The sequence below is a fragment of the Curtobacterium sp. MCLR17_059 genome (assembly GCF_003234665.1).
Taxonomy (GTDB): Bacteria; Actinomycetota; Actinomycetes; order Actinomycetales; family Microbacteriaceae; genus Curtobacterium; species Curtobacterium flaccumfaciens.
Map to the genome: position 1 here is coordinate 40,128 of NZ_QKSU01000014.1, position 19,168 is coordinate 59,295.

Here is a 19,168-nt window from a genome sequence, read left to right on the forward strand (position 1 = left end):
CAGTGGGGCGTTGCCGGCAGCGGACGGCGCGGGCTGCATCGATGGAGCGCTCGCCGCGGGCAGACCGATGGTGGCAGTCGGGCCCTGTGGGGTGGTGGTGCGGTAGGGCGATGCTACGGCTTGGTATACCGACCGTGCAACACGGGTGGTGTGGGGCGCGATGGTGTCGCACAGTGCGGGTCTGGTCGGCTGGTGCGAGGTTGCACGCTCGGTGCGAGTTCGTAGCGCTGCACGGAGCGTGCAACCTCGCACGGGATGGCCGACGCCGCACGGTGCGGCGTGCCGCGGGCGCCGTGCAACCGTGCACCGGGTGGGTGACCCGGCACGGTGTCAGGCTGCTCGCTCGCCGGTTCGGTCGCTCACTGCGATCGGCTCCGTGACCGCCGTGCTGGCGTCGGCCGCCGGGGTGGTGCCGGGGCGGATGAGCTCCGGGCGTCGGCGACCACGGAACACCCACGCCTTGAACAACACGAACCGCACGCCCGTCGCCACCAGGTTGGCTGCCGTCAGCACCGCGATCTCCGCACCGTGCGAGGCTCCCGGCGCCGACGCGTGCAGCACCACGAGCGACCCCGACGTGATGGCCCAGGCGATGCCGAACACGACCAGGCCCTGCACGTGGTGACGACCCGCTCCCGCACGGCCCCGCACCCCGAACGTGAACCGCCGGTTCAGTGCGGTGTTGCCGATCGCCGTGACCAACAGCGCGAGGAAGTCTGCGGTCTGGGCGCCGAGCGCCGGCCGGAACAGGGCGTACAGGGCAGCGAACGCCAGGGTCGAGAGCACCCCGATCGCCCCGAACCGCAGGACCTGCCCCAGGAACCCCACGCTCGGTGGGGTGAACGGCTGCCGACCGATCGCCGCGTAGACCGTGCTGATCGGCACCCGCCCGGTGGCGATGTTCCTCGACACCCGCCACATGCCCTTCAGGTCCTCGGTCGCGGTCGACGCGATGTGCACCGAGGAGTTGACGTCGTCGATCCAGTCGACGGGGACCTCGTGGATGCGGAGTCCCGCGTGCTCGGCCAGCACGAGCAGCTCGGTGTCGAAGAACCAGGCATCGTCCTCGCACAACGGCAGCAGGTGGTCGGCGGCGGCCTTCGTGACCGCCTTGAACCCGCACTGCGCGTCCGAGAACGACACCCCCATCGTCGTGCGGAGCAGCAGGTTGTACGAGCGCGAGATGAACTCCCGCTTGCTGCCACGCACCACGCGCGACGAACCTGCCAGCCGCGTACCGATCGCCAGGTCCGAGTGCCCCGACAGCAGGGGCGCCACGAGGGGTTCGAGCGCGGCGAGGTCGGTGGACAGGTCCTCGTCCAGGTAGACGAGCACGGCCGCCGGCGATGCCGCCCAGACCTCCTTGAGCGCGCGGCCCCGGCCCTTCTCGGGCAGGTGCACCGCGTGCACGCCGGGGAGCATCGCGGCGAGGTCGTCGGCGATCCGGGCGGTGTCGTCGGTCGAGGCGTTGTCCGCGATCGTGATCCGCCACGAGTGGTGCAACGACGTCCGGCAGAACGTGTGGAGCCGTCGCACGTGGGCGGCGAGCGTGTCCTGCTCGTCGTAGCAGGGGACGACGATGTCGATGTCGATGGGCTGGTTCGTCTCCGTCATGCCGCTCATGCTCGGCAGCGGGGCTACGGGGGCCGAGGCAGGGCGCTGTGGCCCGGGTAAGAACGAACACCACGTGAACGGGGCGGACACGACACCTGTTGTCCGGATACGTTCGACGCACGATGACGACCGAGCGCGACGACGCACGACGGACGGCCGTGCTGCTCCCCGGGGAGCGGCTGGGGCTGGCGCTCGACGAGCGGTGCCCGGAGTTCACGGAGCTGCTGCTCGCGCCACCGTTGCACGGCATCCGACCCGACGGGCACGACTGGCTCCGGCGTCGGTACGAGCAGATCGTCCCGCTCGTGCTCCCCGCGGCACTGCGCGCGGTCGAGCGTGGGGAGCCGCTCGACCCGGAGTGCCTCGTGCGGCTCCGCGAGGTCGCAGCCGCCAGCGCCGACGACCCGCAGGTCGACGTCTCGGTCGTGCTCCGCGGCGCCCTGCCCGCGATCCGTGTCTTCGCCCTCGTCATGCACACGGCCACCCGCGAGCACGCGACGACGATCGACCACGCCGGCCGGACGATGCTCGCGATGAGCCGGGCATCACTCGTGGCACACGAACTCGGCTCGTGCTGGGCGGAGGCCTGGGCGCAGCACCGCGGAGGGGCGTCGGCGGACGCGACGACAGCGCTCGGCACCGACGACATCGACCTGGTGGCATCGGCGCCCGGCCTGGACGAGACCGAGGAACGGATGCTGGCGCTCGCCGCCCGTGGTCTGTCGAACGACGCCATCGCCAAGGAGACCGCCTACAGCCGGCAGGCCGTCGCCTGGCACCTCGGCCGGTTGATGAAGTCCTGGAACGCGCCGAACCGGACGGCGCTGGTGTCGGTCGCCTTCGTCCGGGGCTGGATCCGGTCTCGGCGGGACTTCATGCTGGCTGCACGCAACCGGCCGTCGGCGATCGAAGCGGCGCGGTCGGACGGCGACGCCCCCTGAGACCGAGGTCCCAGGGGGCGTCGCCGACGAACGGAGGAGTCAGCCGCCGTTGACGTGGATCACGTTGTCGATGCGCTCGATGTTGCCGAACACACCCCAGTTCAGCCAGCCGCCGTCACCGTTGTTGGTGACCTTGCCGGGGCCCTTGAACCAGTAGATGACGTAGTTGCCACCCTTGATGTCGATCGACTGGGCGTCCGCGACGTCGCCCTCGACGGTGATGTCCTGGTTCTTGTTGACCACCGCGACGGTGAGGCGGTCGGGGTTGCCGGCGTTCCAGTAGCCGACGTCGAGCGCCGCCTGCACGGCACCGCCGCGGTCGCTCTGGTCGTTGACCGCGTCCTTGATCGCGTTGACGATCGCGACCGGGTCGAGGTTGACGTTGACGCTGCCGCCGACGGACGACGAGGTGCTGGGCGGCGCGGGCTCGGCGGCCTGCGCGGGGGCTGCGACGAACGCCCCGGCGATGACGGCGCCGCCGAGGGCGGTGCCGGCGAGGAGCTTCACGGACTTGCGCTTGAACGAGTTCATGATCGTGTTTCCCATCTCTGCAGTGGTGACCCGTTCGGGTCGTCTTGCTCGGACAAGACCCAGCCTGCGTGCGCTCCGACGCGGATGCACGCGACGGGGCTCGACGTTGGTCGATCGTCTGACAATCCGGACGACGCCCGATCGCCGTGCCATCGTCTGCCGGTCCTGGCGTGTGACATGGCACGGTGGTAGCGTGATCGTGCTCGTTGCGTTGAGCTTCGAGAAGTGGACCCGAGACCCATCCGGACGGTTGGGCGCTCGGGTTCTGCGCGTTTCAGACGTCGATCACGGTGATCTCCGGTGGACAACGACGTCTCCAGTCGCCGCCCTTCGCCCACGCCCACCCGACTGCATCCGGCAGTGCCAGGAGCGGCTCGTGTGCAGCCGTCTCGTGGCGGTGGACCAGACGGGCGCCACCCGAGTCCCGCGTCGCCTCGACGATCCACTGTCGGTCCTTGCGGATGAGTGTCTCGTCCCGTTCGAAGCACACGCTGACGCGCGGGGACACCGCGGTGGCGGCGACGAGTCGTCTGAGGCACGCAGCGCGGCGTGCCGTGTCGGACCGCCCGTCCTTGACGGCACGGAAGACCGTGACCTCGACCGGCAAGGACGCGATCGTGCTGAGGATCAGCCGGCGACGGGCGTCGCTCTCCTTCCGCATGTGCAGGCGCGACTGCCCACGGAGGACGAGTCCGGTGAGTGCAGACCGTGCGGCCCGTGTCGATGAGCGTTCGAGGCAGACGGCGACGAGGAGGTAGTCCTTGACCTTCGACTCATCGACGAAGACCTCTCGGTACCCGTTCGTCGCTGTCGTCACCACCGCGTCCCCACGGCGTACCACTCTACATATCAGTGACGCTCTCGGTCAGCGGGGCAGCAGGATCTGCACGATCGCGACGACCACGAGCGCCGCGATCGGGACGCCCGCGATCCAGGCGCCCGCCCGCATCTGGGTCCGGCGGATCGTGGGCGGTGCGTGCGAGGAGCGCGCGAACTCGGTCGCGGCCACGAGCTCCGGCGCCGCGGCGGGCGGTGCGGGCTCGGGCTGGGGGCGGTCGTCCTCGAACGCCGGGACCTCGACCACCAGGTCGGCGGGGTCGGGGCGGCCCGGGAGCTTGTCGTACGCGTTCGTCACGGGGCCTCCTCGTCCGGCGTTCTCCGACCAGTATGCGACCGGGAGGGCACTCGGTGAGCAGGAGATGTCGAGTGCGGTCGCGGCACCCGACGTCTTCTGCTCACGAAGCTTTCCCAGCGCCCGCAGCGTCCCCCGTCGACCCGCCCCCGCCCGAGGGCGGCAGGTCCACGGTGAACGCGGTCCGGCCGGGCTCGGACGCGACCCGCACGCTGCCGCCGTGCGCCACGACGACGGCCCGCACGATCGCCAGCCCGAGACCGCTCGTGCCGTGCTCCCGTGAGCGCGAGGCCTCACCCCGGGTGAACCGGTCGAACAGGGTCGGCAGGGACTCGGCGGGGATCGGCGGCCCGTCGTTCGCCACGACGAAGCGGACGACGGCACCGTCCGACGCAGACGCAGACGCAGACGCAGACGCCGACCCCGACCCGGGCACCGACTGCAACGACACCACGACGGCAGTCCCCGGCGGCGTGTGCGTCCGGGCGTTGGTCAACAGGTTCGTGACCACCCGTCGGAGCTGCACCTCGTCACCGGCCACGAGCACCGGCTGGTCGTCCACGATCTGCAGCGTCCACCGGTGGTCCGGCGCCGTCGCGCGGGCGTCCATGGTGGCCTCGACCACCAGCGACGTCAGGTCGACCGGCTCGCGGACGATCTGCGACGCCGGCGCCCCCGACACCAGGGCCGAGGCGTCGAGCCGTGCGAGCAGCAGCAGCTCGTCGACGAGGTCGCCCATCCGGACGGCCTCACGTCCGATCCGTTCGACGTTGCGGTGCACGGCGTCCAGGTCCGAGGTCCGCTCCGACAGCTCTGCGTACGCCCGGACGGTGGCGATCGGGGTCCGCAGCTCGTGGGAGGCGTCGGCGACGAACGTCCGCATGCCGGCCTCGGCGTCACGACGCACGGTGAGCGCCCGGGCGACGTGGCCCAGCAGCCGGTTCAGCGCGTTGCCGACCTGCGCGACCTCGCGGTTCGCGCGCAGGTCGGCGTCGGAGACGCGGACGGGGATGTCCGGGTCTCCGCGTTCCAGGTCGAGTGCGGTCACGCCGGACGCCACCGCGGCGACGCGTTCGAGCGGACGGAGCGATCGACGGACGAGCACCGTGAGCGCCCACGCGGCGACGGCGAGCCCGAGTACCGTGACGACCCCGATGACGAGCAGCAACCGGGCGATCGCGGCGTCGAGGTCACCGAGGGGGAGCGCGGTGACGAACACGTCGCCGTCGTCGCTGACCGCCTGCGCCCGGTAGTCCCCGAGCGCGCCGAGTTCGACCGTCACGGGGTCGCCGCCGGTCTGCACCGCGGCGAGTGTCCGCTGCTGCGTCGCGGTCAGACGGCGCTGGTCACCGTCCCCGTCGGTGTAGCCACCGAGCACCAGGTCGCCGTCGCGGACGATGGCGATGACCGTGCCCGCCGACTGCCCCGGCGCACCGATGAAGGCGTTGTCGGGATCCGGCAGATCGTCCGACGAGGACGAGGACGAGGACGACGACGACGACGAGGACGAGGACGACGAGGACGACGACCCCGGCGGCGGCCCGGACGCCCCCGGCGGCGGTTCGGCCCCGTCCCGTCCGCCGACGGTCCGCATCGCCGCCGTCGACAGCTCCGCGTCGAGCCGGTCGACCAGGTACCCCCGGAACGCGACGACGGTCACCGCCCCCACGACGACGTTCGTCGCCACGAGCAGCAGGGCCACGGCCGCCACGATCCGCCAGCGCAACGACGGCACACGCCCGGTGCGCCCGGGCCGGCTCACGTCGCCGGCCGGAGCACGTACCCCGCCCCACGGACGGTCTGCAGCATCGGCTCACGTCCGGCGTCGAGCTTCTTCCGCAGGTACGACACGTACATGTCCACCAGGTTCGACGACGTGCCGAAGTCCATGCCCCAGACGCTCGCCAGCAGCTGCTCGCGGGACAGGACCCGGTTGGCGTTGCGGGCCAGGTGCCGCAGCAGCTCGTACTCGGTCGGCGTGAGCTCGATGGGGTCCCCGGCACGGCTGACCGAGCGGGCGTCCTCGTCGAGCCGGAGGTCCCCGACCACGACCTCGGCGCTCGCCCCGGCCGCGGCGACCCGGGCCGAGGTGCGCGCCAGGATCCGGGCACGGACGAGCAGCTCCTCGATGCCGAAGGGCTTGGTCAGGTAGTCGTCGCCACCGCCGGTCAGCCCGGCGAGCCGGTCCTCGGGGGCGTCGCGTGCGGTGAGGAACAGCACCCGGACGCCGTCGCGGGCGTCGCGGAGCCGTTCGAGCACCTCGAACCCGTCGATGTCCGGCAGCATCACGTCGAGCACGATCACGTCGGGCTGGAACTCCCGGGCCGCGAACAGCACGTCGCGCCCGCGGTGCACCGACCGCACGGCCCAGCCGTCGCCCGCGAACGCCAGGGCGACGGCCTCGGCCAGGGCGTGCTCGTCGTCGACGACGAGGGCGCGGACGGGGGAGCCGTCGGTGCGCTGCAGCGGGGTGCCGGGCATGTCCCGGAGCCTATCCACCGCGCCCTCGTCGCCGGTCACTCCGTGCTGCTCAGGTCGTAGACGGTCTGGCCGCCGACGGTCGTCGACTCGTAGTTCGCTGCGACCCACTCCTGGATCGCCGACGCGGTCGACGAGTCGCCGCCCATGCCGCCGCCGGAGCCGGACGACACGTAGTACCCGATGTCGCCGTCGGCGACGTACGCCTTGAACTGCGCGAGCGTCGGTGCCGGGTCGCTCGACCAGCCGCCGATCGCCATCACGGCTGTGTCGGTGTCGAGTTCGAGCTGCGCGGCCGACTGTGATCCGTTGACCGCGGCCGCCCACTTCGCGTCGGATGCCTCGAGCAGCTCCTGCAGGGCGGACGAGGTCGACGCGCCCTCGCCACCACCCCCGGCCTGGAGGCCCGTCCCCGACCCGCCCTCGGAGGTCGCGTCGTCCGTGCCGTCCTGCCCACTGCCCGGTGCCGTACCGGACGTGCCGTCCGGCATCTCCGGCGCCTCGCCGGACGCGCCTTCCGGCGGGGTCCCGCCGGGACCCTGCTGGGAGTCGGACGTGCTGTCGGAGCCGCCGTCGTCGGAGCCGGAGGTCGACCCACCCGGTCCGCCCGTGCCTCCCGGGAAGCCACCGGTGCCGCCGCCCATCCCACCGGAGCTGCTGCCCGCCGGACCGACGCTCGGGATCGAACCGGAGTGCGCGACGGTCGTCGTGGCGAGGGCGTAGGCGGTGGTGCCGGACAGGCCGAACAGGGCGCCGGCGAGGACGCCGACCGTGACGAGCCGGCGCAGCGACGGCACGCTGCCGATGACGATCAGTGCCGCGGACAGCAGCCCGCCGGCGAGCATCACCCAGCGCAGCCACGGCAGCCAGGTCGGGTTCTCGTTGAGCAGGCACCAGCCCCAGAACGCGGTGACACCGATCATCGCAGCGAGGCCGAGGCGGCCGACGAAGCGGGCTCGTGCGTGCCAGAGCAGGGCGCCGCCGGTGCCGACGAGTCCGGCGATGGCCGGGGCGAGGGCGACCGTGTAGTACGGGTGGATCGTGCCGGACATGTACGAGAACACGAGTCCGGTGACCAGGAGCCAGCCACCCCAGAGGACCAGTCCGGCGCGTGCGGGATCGGCCAGGTGCCGACGGCCGACGACGACCAGCCCGACGACCAGGGCGATGAGCGCCGCGGGCAGGAGCCACGAGATCTCGAGCCCCATCTCGGACGAGAACAGGCGGTTCAGGCCCGTCGAGCCGCCGAACGAGCCTCCGGCGGTGCCGCCGGTCGTGCCGCCGCCTCCGCCGCCGTTGCCCGAGCCCCCGAAGATCCGGCCGAGGCCGTTGTAGCCGAACACCAGGTCGAGGACGGTGTTGTTCGTCGAGCCGCCGATGTACGGGCGGGACTCGGCGGGCCAGAGCCACACGGCGACGACCCACCAGCCGGCGGCCACCACGAGGGAACCGGCGGCGACGAGCAGACCGATCACCCGCCGGCCCCAGCCGGTGCGGGCGGCGAACAGGTAGACGAGGCCGAAGGCGGGCAGGACGAGCAGGCCCTGCAGCATCTTCGTCAGGAACGCGAACCCGAGGGCGACCCCGGCGAGCGCGATCCACTTCCAGCTGCCCTTCGGCAGCGCCCGCACCGTGCAGTACGCGCCGGCGGTCATCAGCAGGACGAGCAGGGCGTCCGGGTTGTCGAAGCGGAACATCAGCGCCGCCGCCGGGGTCGCTGCCACGACGAAGCCCGCGAGCAGCGCGCCGACGTTCGCGGTGGTGGCGCCGAGTCGGGCCAGGGTGCGGCGGACCGTGCCCCAGACCAGGGCGACGGAACCGACGGCCATCAGCGCCTGGGGGAGCAGCAGGCTGAAGCTCGAGAAGCCGAACAGCCGGGCCGACAGCACCATCACCCACAGCGAGGCGGGTGGTTTGTCGACCGTGATGAAGTTCGACGAGTCGAGGGAGCCGAAGAAGAACGCCTCCCACGACTTCGTGCCGGCCTGCACGGCGGCGGCGTAGAAGCTGTTGGCGTACCCGGAGACGCTGAGGTCCCACAGGTACACCATGGCGGTCACGGCCAGGAGCGCCCAGAACGCCGGCCGGAGCCAGCGGGCGTCCTCGCGCTCGCCGAGGAACAGCCGGGCGAGGGGCGGGCGGCGCCGATCCCGCGCGGCACTGCGCGCGGGGTCGCGTCGGTCGGTCACGGGTACCGGGTACGTGGTCATGTCGATGAGCATCCGGGGCGTTCCCCGACTGCTGCACTGCGCCGGCTATGTGCGGGCTAAGGACGCACGGTGCGCGGTTGGCCGGCGGGCGGCGGCGCGGCGCACGGTGCGCTCTCGTTCGGTCCGTGCGGCGTCGCCTGCTCGGTGCGCGGTTGTAGCGCTGCACGGGGCGGGCAACCCCGCACGGGCTGAGCGAGGCCGCACGGTGCGGCGCCGGCACCGGGGCGGGCAACCTCGCACGGGTCGAGCGAAGCCGCACGGTGCGAGGGGTCAGGCGTACCGCTGCGCTGCCCGGAGTGCTGCCCCGGAGTACGAGCCGCCGAACAGGAACACGTGCAGCAGCAGCGGCGCGAGCTGGTGGAGGTCGACGCGCTCCTGCCACCCGTCGGCCAGCCGTGACTCCCGGTCGTAGGCGGCGAGCACCGTCTCGAGCCGGGGGAGCCCGAACAGCCCGAGCAGTGCCAGGTCGGTCTCCGCGTGCCCGCCGTGGGCGATCGGGTCGATGAGCACGGCGCCGGTCGGTTCGGACGAGTCCGTCGGCCAGAGGACGTTGCCGGCCCACAGGTCGCCGTGCAGACGAGCGGGTCGGTCCCCGACGAGCGCGGGCTGGGGCGACCCGAGCGCGCCGTCCTGCACGCGCGAGGCGACCCGCTCGAACACGGCTGCCTCGGCATGGTCGAACCCGCCGGCGTCGACGATGCGGCGGACGAATTCCCGGATGCGGTACTCGGCGAAGAACTCGCCCCAGGTCGCCGGTGCCTGCTCGGCCGTGACGAACGGCGTCCGCGAGCGGCCCATCCGCAGCGCCGCACCGCGGGTCCAGCCGGCGGGCGGTGCACCCCAGTGGTCGGCACCGGCGGCGTGCGTGTGTGCGAGGGACCGGCCGAACCGCTCGGCCTGGGCGGCGGTGGGGGAGCCGTCGGAGATGAGCTCGAGGTCGAGCACGGTCGGGCTCGGGCGCCCGAGCACGCGGGCGATGCGGGTGCCGCCGGTGTCCTCGGCCTCGGCGAGCCAGGCGAGTCCAGCGGCTTCGGCTGCCGCTTCGTCCGCGGTGGTGAACGTCTTCACGTGCGTCTCGGCCATCGGTCCATCCTGCCGAGGGGGCACCGTCGACCGTTCAGCCGACGATCACCCGGCGACCCGGCGACCCGGCGCACCGGTCACCCGGCGCCCGGTCACGCGGTCACACGGTCACGCGCTCGGCTCTCCCCGCCGGGCCGCGTGCACCACGAGTGCCAGCTGCACCCGGTTCTCGACGCCGAACTTCTCGTACACGTGCCCGACGTGCGTCTTCACGGTGGCCAGGCCCACGTACAGGTCGGCGGCGATCTGCGCGTTGGACGCCCCGTTCGCCACGGCGAGTGCGACCTCCCGCTCCCGCTCGGTCAGCAGGGCGAGCATCCGGCGCGCCTCGGTGTCGTCCGCAGCGGCATCGACCGGTGGCCCGGCCGGTGCGCCGCCCGGGCCACCGGCCGCCTGGCCCGAGCGGGATCCGGCCGCGAACGCGATGACCCGGTCGAGCACGGACGGGGACAGGATCGAGCGCCCGGCCGCGACGGTCCGCACGGCCTGCACGAGTTCGTACGGCGGGGTGTCCTTGAGCAGGAACCCGCGGGCGCCGGCCTGCAACGCTCCGAGCACGAGGTCGTCCCCCTCGAAGGTCGTCAGCACCAGGACGGCCAGGTCGGGTCGGCGGCGCAGTTCGCGTTCGGTGGCGACGAGTCCGTCGCACCGGGGCATCCGGATGTCCATGAGCACGACGTCGGGCGCGGTCGCGGCGATGACGCCTTCGGCCTCGAGCCCGTCGCCCGCTTCGCCCACCACCACCAGGCCGTCGTCGCCGCTGAGCAGCATGCGGAGCCCGACGCGCACGAGCTGGTCGTCGTCGACCAGGACGACGCGGACGGGAGCGGTCACGGAGTCCACGGCAGCACCGCCTCGACCACGTGCACGCGTCCGTCGTCGCTGCCGGCGCGGAAGCTCCCGCCGACGAGCCGGGCGCGTTCGGCGAGCCCGCGCAGGCCGTGCCCGGCGGTCTTCCCGGACGCGTCCGCGTGCGCAGGTCCGTCGGTCAGCGTGTTCGACACCACCACCCGGACCCCGGGACCGGGGACGGTCTCGACCACCACGTCGACGGGTTGTCCGGGGGCGTGCCGACGGGCGTTCGTCAGCGATTCCTGCACGATCCGGTAGGCGTGCCGGCCGACTGCCGTCGGCACTGCTGCGCCGTCGGTGTCGACGCGCGCCCGGACGGTCGCACCGCCGGAACGCGCCTGCTCGAGCAGGTCGGGCAGGTCGACGAGCGTCGGCTGCGGAGGCGCGGTGCCGGTCACCTCGTCGCCGCCGGTCGCCGCGGGGTCGCGCAACACCCCGAGGACGTCGCGCAGGTCGGTCAGCGCGGAGTGCGCCTCGGCCCGCACGACCCCGGCCGCCGCGGCGGTCTCGTCGGGGGTGAGCCCCGGGCCGCGGTACTCGAGGGCACCGGCGTGCAGCGCGACCAGGGACAGCCGGTGGCCCAGGACGTCGTGCATCTCGCGGGCGATGTGGGCGCGCTCCTGCTCGCGGGCACGGTCCTCGCGCAGCTGCTGGTCGCGTTCGAGCAGGGCGGCCCGCTCACGCAGCGACAGCAGGAGCGCCCGGCGCTGCCCGATCGCGATGCCGATGACCACGAGCAGGGCGATGCCGACGACGCCCGCGATCAAGATCTGCCAGAGCGGCATGTCGTCGGACGGGGGCGCCACGACGACGTCGTAGAGCACCGTGGCACCGAGCAGCACCGCACCGGCGACGGCGAGCTCGACAGCCCGGCGCCGGGTGGCGAGCGACACCGTGGCGATTGCGGCCGCTCCGACCGCCAACGTCGACACCGAGCTGAGGGCAGCGATGACGACCGTGATCAGCAACGGTGCCCGGTGCCGGAACGGCAGGAGGACGAGGGCGGCCAGACCGGCACCCACGTCGCCGAGGATCAGTGCGCCGACGTGCAGGTCGCTCCACCCACGGGTGTCCATCGTCGGCCACACGAGCCCCGCGGTGAGCAGCCCGGTCAGGGCCGCGACGGCGACACGCCAGGTCTGGGACCACACACGCTGCCCGAGCGGCACGGCGGGGAGCGTGGTCGAGGTCATGCCCCGAGCCTAGGGAGCCGTCGGGACGAGCGGATCCGCCGAAGGTCGGAGCTGCCGGAGCAGCCTGACCAGGGGGCGTCCGTCTCAGACCGCGTCGACCAGGGCCCGCGCCAACGGGTGCCACGCACGGGACGACGGCCCGCTCAGCACCAGGGTCCGTTCGAGCCGCCGGGCCATCGGGATCATCACGAGGTCGGGCGGCAGCATCCCGCGGCCCAGGGTCGGCACGATCGACACGCCCTCGCCCCGCTGGATCATCCCGAACATCGTGCTCATCTCCCGCACCCGGTGGGCGTACCGGAACGGGCGGCCGTCGAGCTCGTGGAGCTTCTGGATCTGGTACTCGCAGCCACCGCCGCCCGCCACCAGACCGTCCTCGTGCAGGTCGTCGAGGGTGAGCGCGGGCAGCTCGGCGAGGGGATGGTCGCGGCGGATCACGGCGGCCATCTCGTCCCGCGCCACGACCACGCCGCCGTCGGGCACCGGCGACGGGTCGACGAGCACGGCGGCGTCGACGGTGCCGGCCTCGAGCCACTCCGGCATCTCGTCGTCGTCCCCCTCGTAGACCTGCACGTCGACGTCCGGCAGGGTCACCGCCCACAGCTCGCGGAGCCGCGGCAGCAGGCCCTGGCAGACGGTGGGGACGGCGGCGAGGCGCACGGTGCCGCGCGCCGTGGCGGGCCGGACCACCGCCTCCAGGGCTTCGACCGAGGCGAGCACGCTGCGGGCGTGGGCCAGCAGGCGGTCGCCCAGCGGTGTGGCGGCGGCGACCGCGCCGCGGCGCACCACGGGGCCGCCGACCTCGCGTTCGAGCCCGGCGACGGCGTGGGACACCGCGGACTGCCCGACGCCCAGCGCTGCGGCCGCTGCGGTGAAGGACCCGGCGTCGAGCGTGGCGACGAACGCGCGCAGTTGCTGGACCGAGACGGTCATGCGTCCTCCTCATGGCGGCATGAGCGACATGCGTTTGCCGCATGTCACCCGGTGGTCCGACACTAGGCCACGTGAACGCCCTCCTCTACGCCCTCGTCGCCCTGACCTGGGGATCGAGCTTCCTCTTCGCGAAGATCGGACTCGACGGTCTCGCCCCGCAGCAGGTCGCCACCGTGCGGACCGTGCTCGGTGGGGTCACGCTGGTCGTGGTGCTCCTGGCGACCCGTCGGCCGTGGCCCCGGGAGCCGCGGACCTGGGCGCACCTGGCGGTCGTCGCGGTCTTCCTCAACGCGGTGCCGTCGTCGCTGATGGCGTGGGCCGAGCAGACGGTGCCGTCCGGGCTCGCGAGCATCTACAACGCGACGACGCCGATCATGACGCTGGCCGCGCTCGCGGTGCTCGTGCCGTCCGAACGGCTGCGCGGACGGCAAGTGCTCGGGATCGTGCTCGGCATCGTCGGGGTGCTCGTGCTGGTCGGCCCGTGGGACGTGCTGACCGACCCGGAGGTCCTGGCGAGCGTGCCGGGGCAGGTCGCGCTGCTCGGCATGACCGCGTCCTACGGCATCGGGCTCGCCTACCTGCGCCGGGTCGCGGTGGCGAGCGCGTACGACCCGGTCACGCTGGCGACGGTCCAGCTGACGCTGGCCTCCGGGATGCTCCTGCTGGTCGCGCCCGTCATCGCGACCGGTCCGGTGCAGCTGGACGGGAGGATCGTGGCCGCGATGATCGCGCTCGGTTGCGTCGGCACGGGGCTGGCCTACGCCTGGAACACGCGGCTCGTGCAGGCGTGGGGCGCTGGTCGCGCCTCCACCGTCACGTACCTGACGCCGGTGGTCGGGGTGGCGCTCGGGGTGCTCGTGCTGGGGGAGCGGGTGCGGTGGAACGAGCCCGTCGGCGGACTCGTCGTCCTGCTCGGGATCGCCCTGGCGTCCGGGGTGCTCGTGCGCCGGCGGGAGCCTGCGGCGTCCGCCGCCTGACCGGTCCGCCGCGTCGAGCCGTAGGATCGGCGGTGACGACGACGAGGTCGTCGACGAAGACGGAGACCGGCATGCACGACACCCACACCACCCGCGCGACCGCGTCGGTCGCAGCGATCCTCGCCGAGTCGGCGGCACGGTACCCGGACGACGTCGCCGTCATCGTGGGCGACGTCCGCACCACCTACGCCGAGCTGTGGGCGCAGACCCTGGCCTACGCCGGGGCACTCCGCGCGCGGGGCGTGACCGAGGGGTCGAAGGTGGCGATGCTCGTGCCGAACGTCGCGGACTTCCCCCGCGTGTACTACGCCACGCTGGCCCTCGGCGCGGTGGCCGTGCCCGTGCACGCGCTGCTGAAGCGCCGCGAGATCGAGTACGTCCTGCGCGACAGCGGCGCGACGCTGCTCGTCTGTGCTGCCCCGCTGCTCGGCGAGGGCGCCGCCGGTGCCGAGCTCGCCGGGGTCGACGTCGTGACCGTGCTCGCGCCGGCGACGACCGACGACGGGTCCGCGGCCGGCCCCGACCGGCTCGAGGCCCTGGCCGCGCAGAGCGAACCGCTCGACACCTACGTGCCGCGGCACCCGTTCGACACCGCCACGATCCTGTACACGAGCGGCACCACCGGCCAGCCCAAGGGTGCCGAGGGCTCGCACTTCTCGCTGCTCGAACAGGTCAACACGAACCTGATGACGACGTTCGACATGCACCGCGGGGACGTCCTGCTCGGCGCCCTGCCGCTGTTCCACACGTTCGGGCAGACCTGCACGATGAACACCGGGTTCCGGACCGGCGCGACGCTCGTCATGCTGCCGAAGTTCGACGGTGACACGGCGCTCGCCGCGATGGTCGAGCACGGCTGCGGCATCTTCATGGGCGTCCCGACGATGTACATGGCGCTGCTCGACGCCGCGACCCGGTCCGAGGCCCGTCCGACGCTCCGGTACGCGATCTCCGGCGGGGCCTCGCTCCCGCTGGCGGTGCTCGAGCGGTTCCAGCAGGTCTTCGACGCGCCGATCCACGAGGGGTACGGGCTGACCGAGACCTCGCCGGTCGCCACCTTCAACCACGTCGGGCAACCGCCGCGGCCCGGCACCATCGGCACCGCGGTGTGGGGCATCGACGTCGAGATCGCTGACCCCGAGGTCCGCGACGCGATCGTCATGCTGCCGCACGGCGAGATCGGCGAGCTCGTCATCCGCGGGCACAACCTGATGAACGGGTACCTCGACCGACCCGAGGACACCGCCGAGGCCATCGTCGACGGGTGGTTCCGCACCGGTGACCTGGGCACGAAGGACGACGACGGGTACCTGACGATCGTCGACCGCACGAAGGACATGATCATCCGCAACGGCTACAACGTGTACCCGCGGCAGGTCGAGGAGGTCCTCGCCACCCACCCCGACGTCGCGATGGCCGCGGTGTTCGGCGTGCCGCACGCCGTGCACGGGCAGGAGGTCGAGGCCGCGGTGGTCCTGCACGCCGGCGCGTCCGTCGAGCCGCAGGTCCTGGTCGACTTCGTCGCCGCCGAGATCGCCGCGTACAAGTACCCCCGGGTGGTGCACGTCCTCGACGCGCTGCCGCTCGGTCCGAGCGGCAAGGTGCTCAAGCGCGAGCTCGTCGACCGGTTCAGCGTCGAGGTGACGGCGGTTCCGTGATCCGCCCCACGACCGCGCAGGGGCGATCCGTACGCTGACCGGGTGACCGCCAGCCGCACCCCGTCGACCGCGCGTCTGCTGTTCGCGTCGTCCCACCCCGGACCCACGGTCACCGTGACCGTCCTCGCCGCGGTGATCGCCGCCGCCGTGGGGCACCCCGTGTGGCTCGTGGTGCTGGTGGCGCTGACGGTCGTCGCCGGGCAGCTGTCCATCGGGCTCGCGAACGACTGGATCGACGCGGACCGCGACCGGGCCGTCGGGCGGAGCGACAAGCCCGTCGCCCGCGGCCTCATCGCCGTCGGCACCGTCCGTACCGCCGCCTACGCCACCGCCGGGATCGCCGTGGTGCTCTCGCTCTTCCTGGGGCCGGTCGCCGCGGTCGCGCACCTCGTGCTCGTCGCCGCGGGGTGGGCCTACGACGCCGGGCTGAAGCGTTCGGTGTGGTCGGTGGCACCGTTCGTCGTCGCCTTCGGGCTGTTGCCCGTCGTGTCCGTCGCGGCCGGGCCCGAGGGACAGTGGCCGGCGTGGTGGGCGATCGCCACCGGGGCCGTCTTCGGGATCGCCATCCACTGCACCAACGTGCTGCCCGACCTGGTCGACGACGCCGCCACCGGGGTGCGGGGCTTCCCGCACCGCCTCGGGCTCCGCGGTGCGGGGATCGTCGCGTTCGCCTCGCTCGTCGTCGCTGCAGCGCTGGTGCTCGGCGGACAGGTGCTCGGCGACGACCCCGTTCGGGGTCTTGGCGTCGTGCTCGCGGTCCTCGGTGCCGTCGTGGTGGCCGTGCTCGCCGTCCTCGGCGTCCGGTTGGTGCTCGCAGGACGGGCTTCACGCACCCTGTTCCGGCTGGTCATCGCGTCGTCCCTCGTGCTCGTCGTCGAGCTCGGTTTCGCGGGCGCGCGACTCGTCGCCTGACGACGCGGAACAGACTGCGCCGGTGCGCCGGTGCGCCGGACGCGAGCCGTCAGGCCCAGCGCATCGCGTAGAGCCGGGCCAGGCCGTGCGCGGTCGGCAGTGACAGGGCGGTCCGGAGCAGCGCCTCCCGGCCGGTCGCCGTGACGGGGCCGAGCGGACGGCCCAGTGCCATGTTCGCCTCGGCCTGCCGAGCCGCGCGGCGGGCGGCTGCCTGGCGGCGGGCGGCGTAGCCCGGCCACGGCCCGGCCGTACCGGTGCGGACCGCTCCGGCGAGCAGCGGCGCGAGCTCGGCGGCGTCGAGCCACCCCAGGTTCATGCCCTGCCCGCCGATCGGACTGATCTCGTGGGCGGCATCCCCGACGAGCACGGCTCGGCCGACGCCCACGCGGTCGGCGGTGCGGCGGCGCACCCGGAAGCCGCTGGTCATCGAGCAGGTCGCGGGGTCGGGGACGACACCGGTGCGCTCGGCGACGAGTGCGGCCAGGCGTGCGACGACCGCGGGGTCCGGCGTGCCCGTCCAGCTGCCCTCGGCCGAGGCGAACGCGTCGTCGTCCGGCACCAGGGCGACGTACCGGCGACGCGCACCCGGCAGTGGGAAGGACTCGACGACGCCGTCCGGGCCGACGTCGACCAGCGCGGCCGACCGGGCCGACGGTGCCTCGGGGTCGGCGAAGTCGCCCATCACGTAGCGGTCGGGGTACTCGCGCCCGGTCGTGCCGATGCCGAGCAGGTCGCGGACGGCGCTCCGGGCACCGTCGGCCCCGGCGACGAAGGCCGCACGGACCGTCACGGTGTCGCCGTCCGGTCCGGTCCCGGTGGCGTCGACGTGGTCGGGGTGCCGGGACAGCGCCGTCAGGGTGGTGCCGGTCCGCAGGGCACCCGGTGCGCTGGCACGGAGCTGGTCACGGAGCAGGGACTCGGTGCGGTGCTGGTCGAGGGTGGCCACGTACGGGTGGGTCGGCGACGCGCGGTCGAAGCGCAGGGTGCCGAGGGTCCGGCCACGGCTGCGGGCCACTCCGGCGTGCACCAGTGACGCCTCGGCGAGCACGGCGGTGTCCAGGCCGATCGCGGCGAACGCGTCGAGGGACGGCGGGTGGATGCCGATGGCCCGCGAACCGGTCGGGGGCTCGTCCCGGCGTTCCCACACCCGGACGTCGACGCCCCGCGCCGCCAGGAGTGCCGCCACGAACAGCCCGACGGGGCCGCCGCCGACGACGAGGACGTCGACGCGTTCGATGGGCACGGGGCGAGCCTACGGTGACCGATCGCCGCGGCGTTCAGTGAGCAGAAGACGTCGGGTCAGCGGGCCGTACTCGACACCTTCTGCTCACTCGATGCGCTCCGCGGGCGCGGGCGCGTGCGCGGGCGCGGGCGGGGGCGCGGGCGCGGCGGCCCTGCGACCCGCACGGACCCGTGCACGGAACCGCTCGACGGGCACCTCGACGGCGTACGCGGCACCGATCGACACGAACGCCACCGCGCCGACCAGGCAGACCGTGCCCCACGGACCGATCGCGAAGGTGCCGAGCAGCGCGATCACCAGCGGGTGCCAGAGGTACGCCGAGTACGAGACCCGGCGGCCGAACCACGACACCGGCGTCCAGGCCAGGGCGGCGGACACGGGGGAGCGGACCGAGACCAGCCCGCCGATCGCCACCGCCGCGATCAGCCCGGTCAGCGGCAGCACGATGCCGAACGTCGACGCGTGCTGCGTCCAGTCGTCATCGATCCAGAGCAGCACCCCGACCACCAGCACGAGACCGAGCCAGGTCGCCACGTGCCCGAGGACCCCGGCGGCCCGCACGCGCACCCGTTCGTCGTCGAGCACCAGGGCCAGTCCGCAGCCGATCGCGAGCGGCACGACCCCGAGCACGGGCGAGAAGTAGACGTCGGGCGTGGCACCGCCGCTCGGGCTGCGGTAGCTCGCCCACGACGCCGCTGAAGCCCCGACGACCAGGACACCGAGCCCCGCCAGGAGCCAGCGACGGCGGACCCGGAGTGCGGCGAGCAGGACCAGCACCGGCGGCCAGACCAGGTAGAACTGCTCCTCCATCGACAGGCTCCACGTGTGCGCGAACACGCCCTGCGAGGTGTCCCAGAAGGCGCGGAACAGGTTGCCCGTGTAGGTCAGCGCGATGAACGCCGCTTCGCCGGACTGCAGCGAAGCGCCCTTGTAGTCACCGACCCAGTTCCAGAGCAGCAGCCCGACGACGACGAACGCGAGCAGTGCCGGGTAGAGGCGGAGCAGCCGCTTCACCCAGAACGTCCCGAGGCGCACCCGCCCGGTACGACGCCGTTCGCCGAGCAGCAGCGTCGTGATGAGGAAGCCCGACAGCACGAAGAAGACCGTCACGCCGATGAAGCCGCCCTCGAACTGCGGCACGTGCAGGTGGTACAGGACGACGACCAGGATGGCGAGGGTCCGGAGTCCGTCGAGCGCGGGTGCGCGGTGCGTCAGCGGGGGTGGCGGAGCCTGCTGCGTCCCCGCCCCGGAGCGCTCCGGGGCGGCCGTGCGGTGCTGTGGCTGCGCCTGCGTCGGCGCGTGTGTCAGCGTGGTCGTCGCCATGGTCCCTCCCCGCGCTGCTCGGTTGCGTGTCGCCGACCAGGGTCCTCCTCGCGGGTAAGAGGAGTCTCAACGAGCGGCGCGCACCAGG

17 protein-coding genes are annotated in these 19,168 nt (G+C 73.2%); 4 read left to right on the plus strand and 13 right to left on the minus strand.

Annotation, left to right across the window (positions count from 1 at the left end; all coding sequences use genetic code 11):
• Window positions 1-330: 330 nt before the first annotated feature.
• Window positions 331-1,623, minus strand: a complete 1,293-nt coding sequence (locus tag DEJ12_RS16110) for a bifunctional glycosyltransferase family 2/GtrA family protein (RefSeq protein ID WP_111030743.1) — start codon at window positions 1,621-1,623, stop codon at window positions 331-333.
• A gap of 113 nt (window positions 1,624-1,736) precedes the next feature.
• On the opposite strand from DEJ12_RS16110, the gene DEJ12_RS16115 reads away from it, so the two are divergent.
• Window positions 1,737-2,555, plus strand: a complete 819-nt coding sequence (locus DEJ12_RS16115) for a helix-turn-helix transcriptional regulator (RefSeq protein WP_111030744.1) — start codon at window positions 1,737-1,739, stop codon at window positions 2,553-2,555.
• A 39-nt stretch (window positions 2,556-2,594) separates the two neighbouring features.
• Here the strand turns inward: DEJ12_RS16115 and DEJ12_RS16120 are convergent, their stop codons facing one another.
• The 10 genes from DEJ12_RS16120 to DEJ12_RS16165 all read right to left on the minus strand — a co-directional run bounded on the left by DEJ12_RS16120 (window position 2,595) and on the right by DEJ12_RS16165 (window position 12,967).
• Complete coding sequence (locus tag DEJ12_RS16120) at window positions 2,595-3,101, minus strand: hypothetical protein (RefSeq protein ID WP_245165815.1); 507 nt, start codon at window positions 3,099-3,101, stop codon at window positions 2,595-2,597.
• Between the two features lie 259 nt (window positions 3,102-3,360).
• On the minus strand, window positions 3,361-3,903 hold the full coding sequence (locus DEJ12_RS16125; RefSeq protein ID WP_146245613.1) for a hypothetical protein: 543 nt from the start codon (window positions 3,901-3,903) through the stop codon (window positions 3,361-3,363).
• Between the two features lie 48 nt (window positions 3,904-3,951).
• Window positions 3,952-4,221, minus strand: coding sequence for a hypothetical protein (locus DEJ12_RS16130; RefSeq protein ID WP_071406090.1), 270 nt, complete (start codon window positions 4,219-4,221; stop codon window positions 3,952-3,954).
• Between the two features lie 100 nt (window positions 4,222-4,321).
• On the minus strand, window positions 4,322-5,920 hold the full coding sequence (locus DEJ12_RS16135; RefSeq protein ID WP_146245614.1) for a cell wall metabolism sensor histidine kinase WalK: 1,599 nt from the start codon (window positions 5,918-5,920) through the stop codon (window positions 4,322-4,324).
• Window positions 5,921-5,976: 56 nt separating this feature from the next.
• A complete protein-coding gene (locus DEJ12_RS16140) occupies window positions 5,977-6,699 on the minus strand; it encodes a response regulator transcription factor (RefSeq protein ID WP_111030747.1) in 723 nt (240 codons plus the stop codon).
• A gap of 35 nt (window positions 6,700-6,734) precedes the next feature.
• Window positions 6,735-8,906, minus strand: a complete 2,172-nt coding sequence (locus DEJ12_RS16145; RefSeq protein ID WP_258375600.1) for a glycosyltransferase family 39 protein — start codon at window positions 8,904-8,906, stop codon at window positions 6,735-6,737.
• A gap of 270 nt (window positions 8,907-9,176) precedes the next feature.
• Window positions 9,177-9,989, minus strand: coding sequence for a fructosamine kinase family protein (locus DEJ12_RS16150; protein ID WP_111030748.1), 813 nt, complete (start codon window positions 9,987-9,989; stop codon window positions 9,177-9,179).
• Window positions 9,990-10,097: 108 nt separating this feature from the next.
• A complete protein-coding gene (locus DEJ12_RS16155) occupies window positions 10,098-10,832 on the minus strand; it encodes a response regulator transcription factor (protein WP_111030749.1) in 735 nt (244 codons plus the stop codon).
• Complete coding sequence (locus DEJ12_RS16160; protein WP_111030750.1) at window positions 10,820-12,034, minus strand: sensor histidine kinase; 1,215 nt, start codon at window positions 12,032-12,034, stop codon at window positions 10,820-10,822. The genes DEJ12_RS16155 and DEJ12_RS16160 overlap by 13 nt, the downstream gene beginning before the upstream one ends.
• An 84-nt stretch (window positions 12,035-12,118) precedes the next feature.
• Window positions 12,119-12,967, minus strand: a complete 849-nt coding sequence (locus DEJ12_RS16165) for a LysR family transcriptional regulator (RefSeq protein WP_111030751.1) — start codon at window positions 12,965-12,967, stop codon at window positions 12,119-12,121.
• Between the two features lie 71 nt (window positions 12,968-13,038).
• Between DEJ12_RS16165 and DEJ12_RS16170 the strand changes: the two genes are divergently transcribed.
• The 3 genes from DEJ12_RS16170 (at window position 13,039) to DEJ12_RS16180 (ending at window position 16,514) form a co-directional block, all read left to right on the plus strand.
• A complete protein-coding gene (locus tag DEJ12_RS16170; protein WP_111030752.1) occupies window positions 13,039-13,944 on the plus strand; it encodes a DMT family transporter in 906 nt (301 codons plus the stop codon).
• A gap of 71 nt (window positions 13,945-14,015) precedes the next feature.
• A complete protein-coding gene (locus tag DEJ12_RS16175; RefSeq protein ID WP_111030784.1) occupies window positions 14,016-15,602 on the plus strand; it encodes a long-chain fatty acid--CoA ligase in 1,587 nt (528 codons plus the stop codon).
• A gap of 42 nt (window positions 15,603-15,644) precedes the next feature.
• Window positions 15,645-16,514, plus strand: coding sequence for a UbiA family prenyltransferase (locus DEJ12_RS16180; RefSeq protein WP_111030753.1), 870 nt, complete (start codon window positions 15,645-15,647; stop codon window positions 16,512-16,514).
• 49 nt (window positions 16,515-16,563) lie between these two features.
• Here the strand turns inward: DEJ12_RS16180 and DEJ12_RS16185 are convergent, their stop codons facing one another.
• Together DEJ12_RS16185 and DEJ12_RS16190 are read right to left on the minus strand one after the other, a co-directional pair.
• Window positions 16,564-17,757 (minus strand): NAD(P)/FAD-dependent oxidoreductase, encoded by a 1,194-nt coding sequence (locus tag DEJ12_RS16185; RefSeq protein ID WP_258370634.1) that lies wholly within the window; start codon window positions 17,755-17,757, stop codon window positions 16,564-16,566.
• An 84-nt stretch (window positions 17,758-17,841) separates the two neighbouring features.
• A complete protein-coding gene (locus DEJ12_RS16190; protein WP_111030754.1) occupies window positions 17,842-19,080 on the minus strand; it encodes an acyltransferase in 1,239 nt (412 codons plus the stop codon).
• Between the last annotated feature and the right edge of the window lie 88 nt (window positions 19,081-19,168).

What these genes read in the sequence shown, in the direction of transcription:
- DEJ12_RS16110 (WP_111030743.1), bottom strand. Translation starts at nt 1,623, where the DNA reads ATGAGCGGCATGACGGAGACGAACCAGCCCATCGACATCGACATCGTC.
- DEJ12_RS16115 (WP_111030744.1), top strand. Translation starts at nt 1,737, where the DNA reads ATGACGACCGAGCGCGACGACGCACGACGGACGGCCGTGCTGCTCCCC.
- DEJ12_RS16120 (WP_245165815.1), bottom strand. Translation starts at nt 3,101, where the DNA reads ATGGGAAACACGATCATGAACTCGTTCAAGCGCAAGTCCGTGAAGCTC.
- DEJ12_RS16140 (WP_111030747.1), bottom strand. Translation starts at nt 6,699, where the DNA reads ATGCCCGGCACCCCGCTGCAGCGCACCGACGGCTCCCCCGTCCGCGCC.
- DEJ12_RS16145 (WP_258375600.1), bottom strand. Translation starts at nt 8,906, where the DNA reads ATGACCACGTACCCGGTACCCGTGACCGACCGACGCGACCCCGCGCGC.
- DEJ12_RS16150 (WP_111030748.1), bottom strand. Translation starts at nt 9,989, where the DNA reads ATGGCCGAGACGCACGTGAAGACGTTCACCACCGCGGACGAAGCGGCA.
- DEJ12_RS16160 (WP_111030750.1), bottom strand. Translation starts at nt 12,034, where the DNA reads ATGACCTCGACCACGCTCCCCGCCGTGCCGCTCGGGCAGCGTGTGTGG.
- DEJ12_RS16165 (WP_111030751.1), bottom strand. Translation starts at nt 12,967, where the DNA reads ATGACCGTCTCGGTCCAGCAACTGCGCGCGTTCGTCGCCACGCTCGAC.
- DEJ12_RS16175 (WP_111030784.1), top strand. Translation starts at nt 14,016, where the DNA reads ATGCACGACACCCACACCACCCGCGCGACCGCGTCGGTCGCAGCGATC.
- DEJ12_RS16190 (WP_111030754.1), bottom strand. Translation starts at nt 19,080, where the DNA reads ATGGCGACGACCACGCTGACACACGCGCCGACGCAGGCGCAGCCACAG.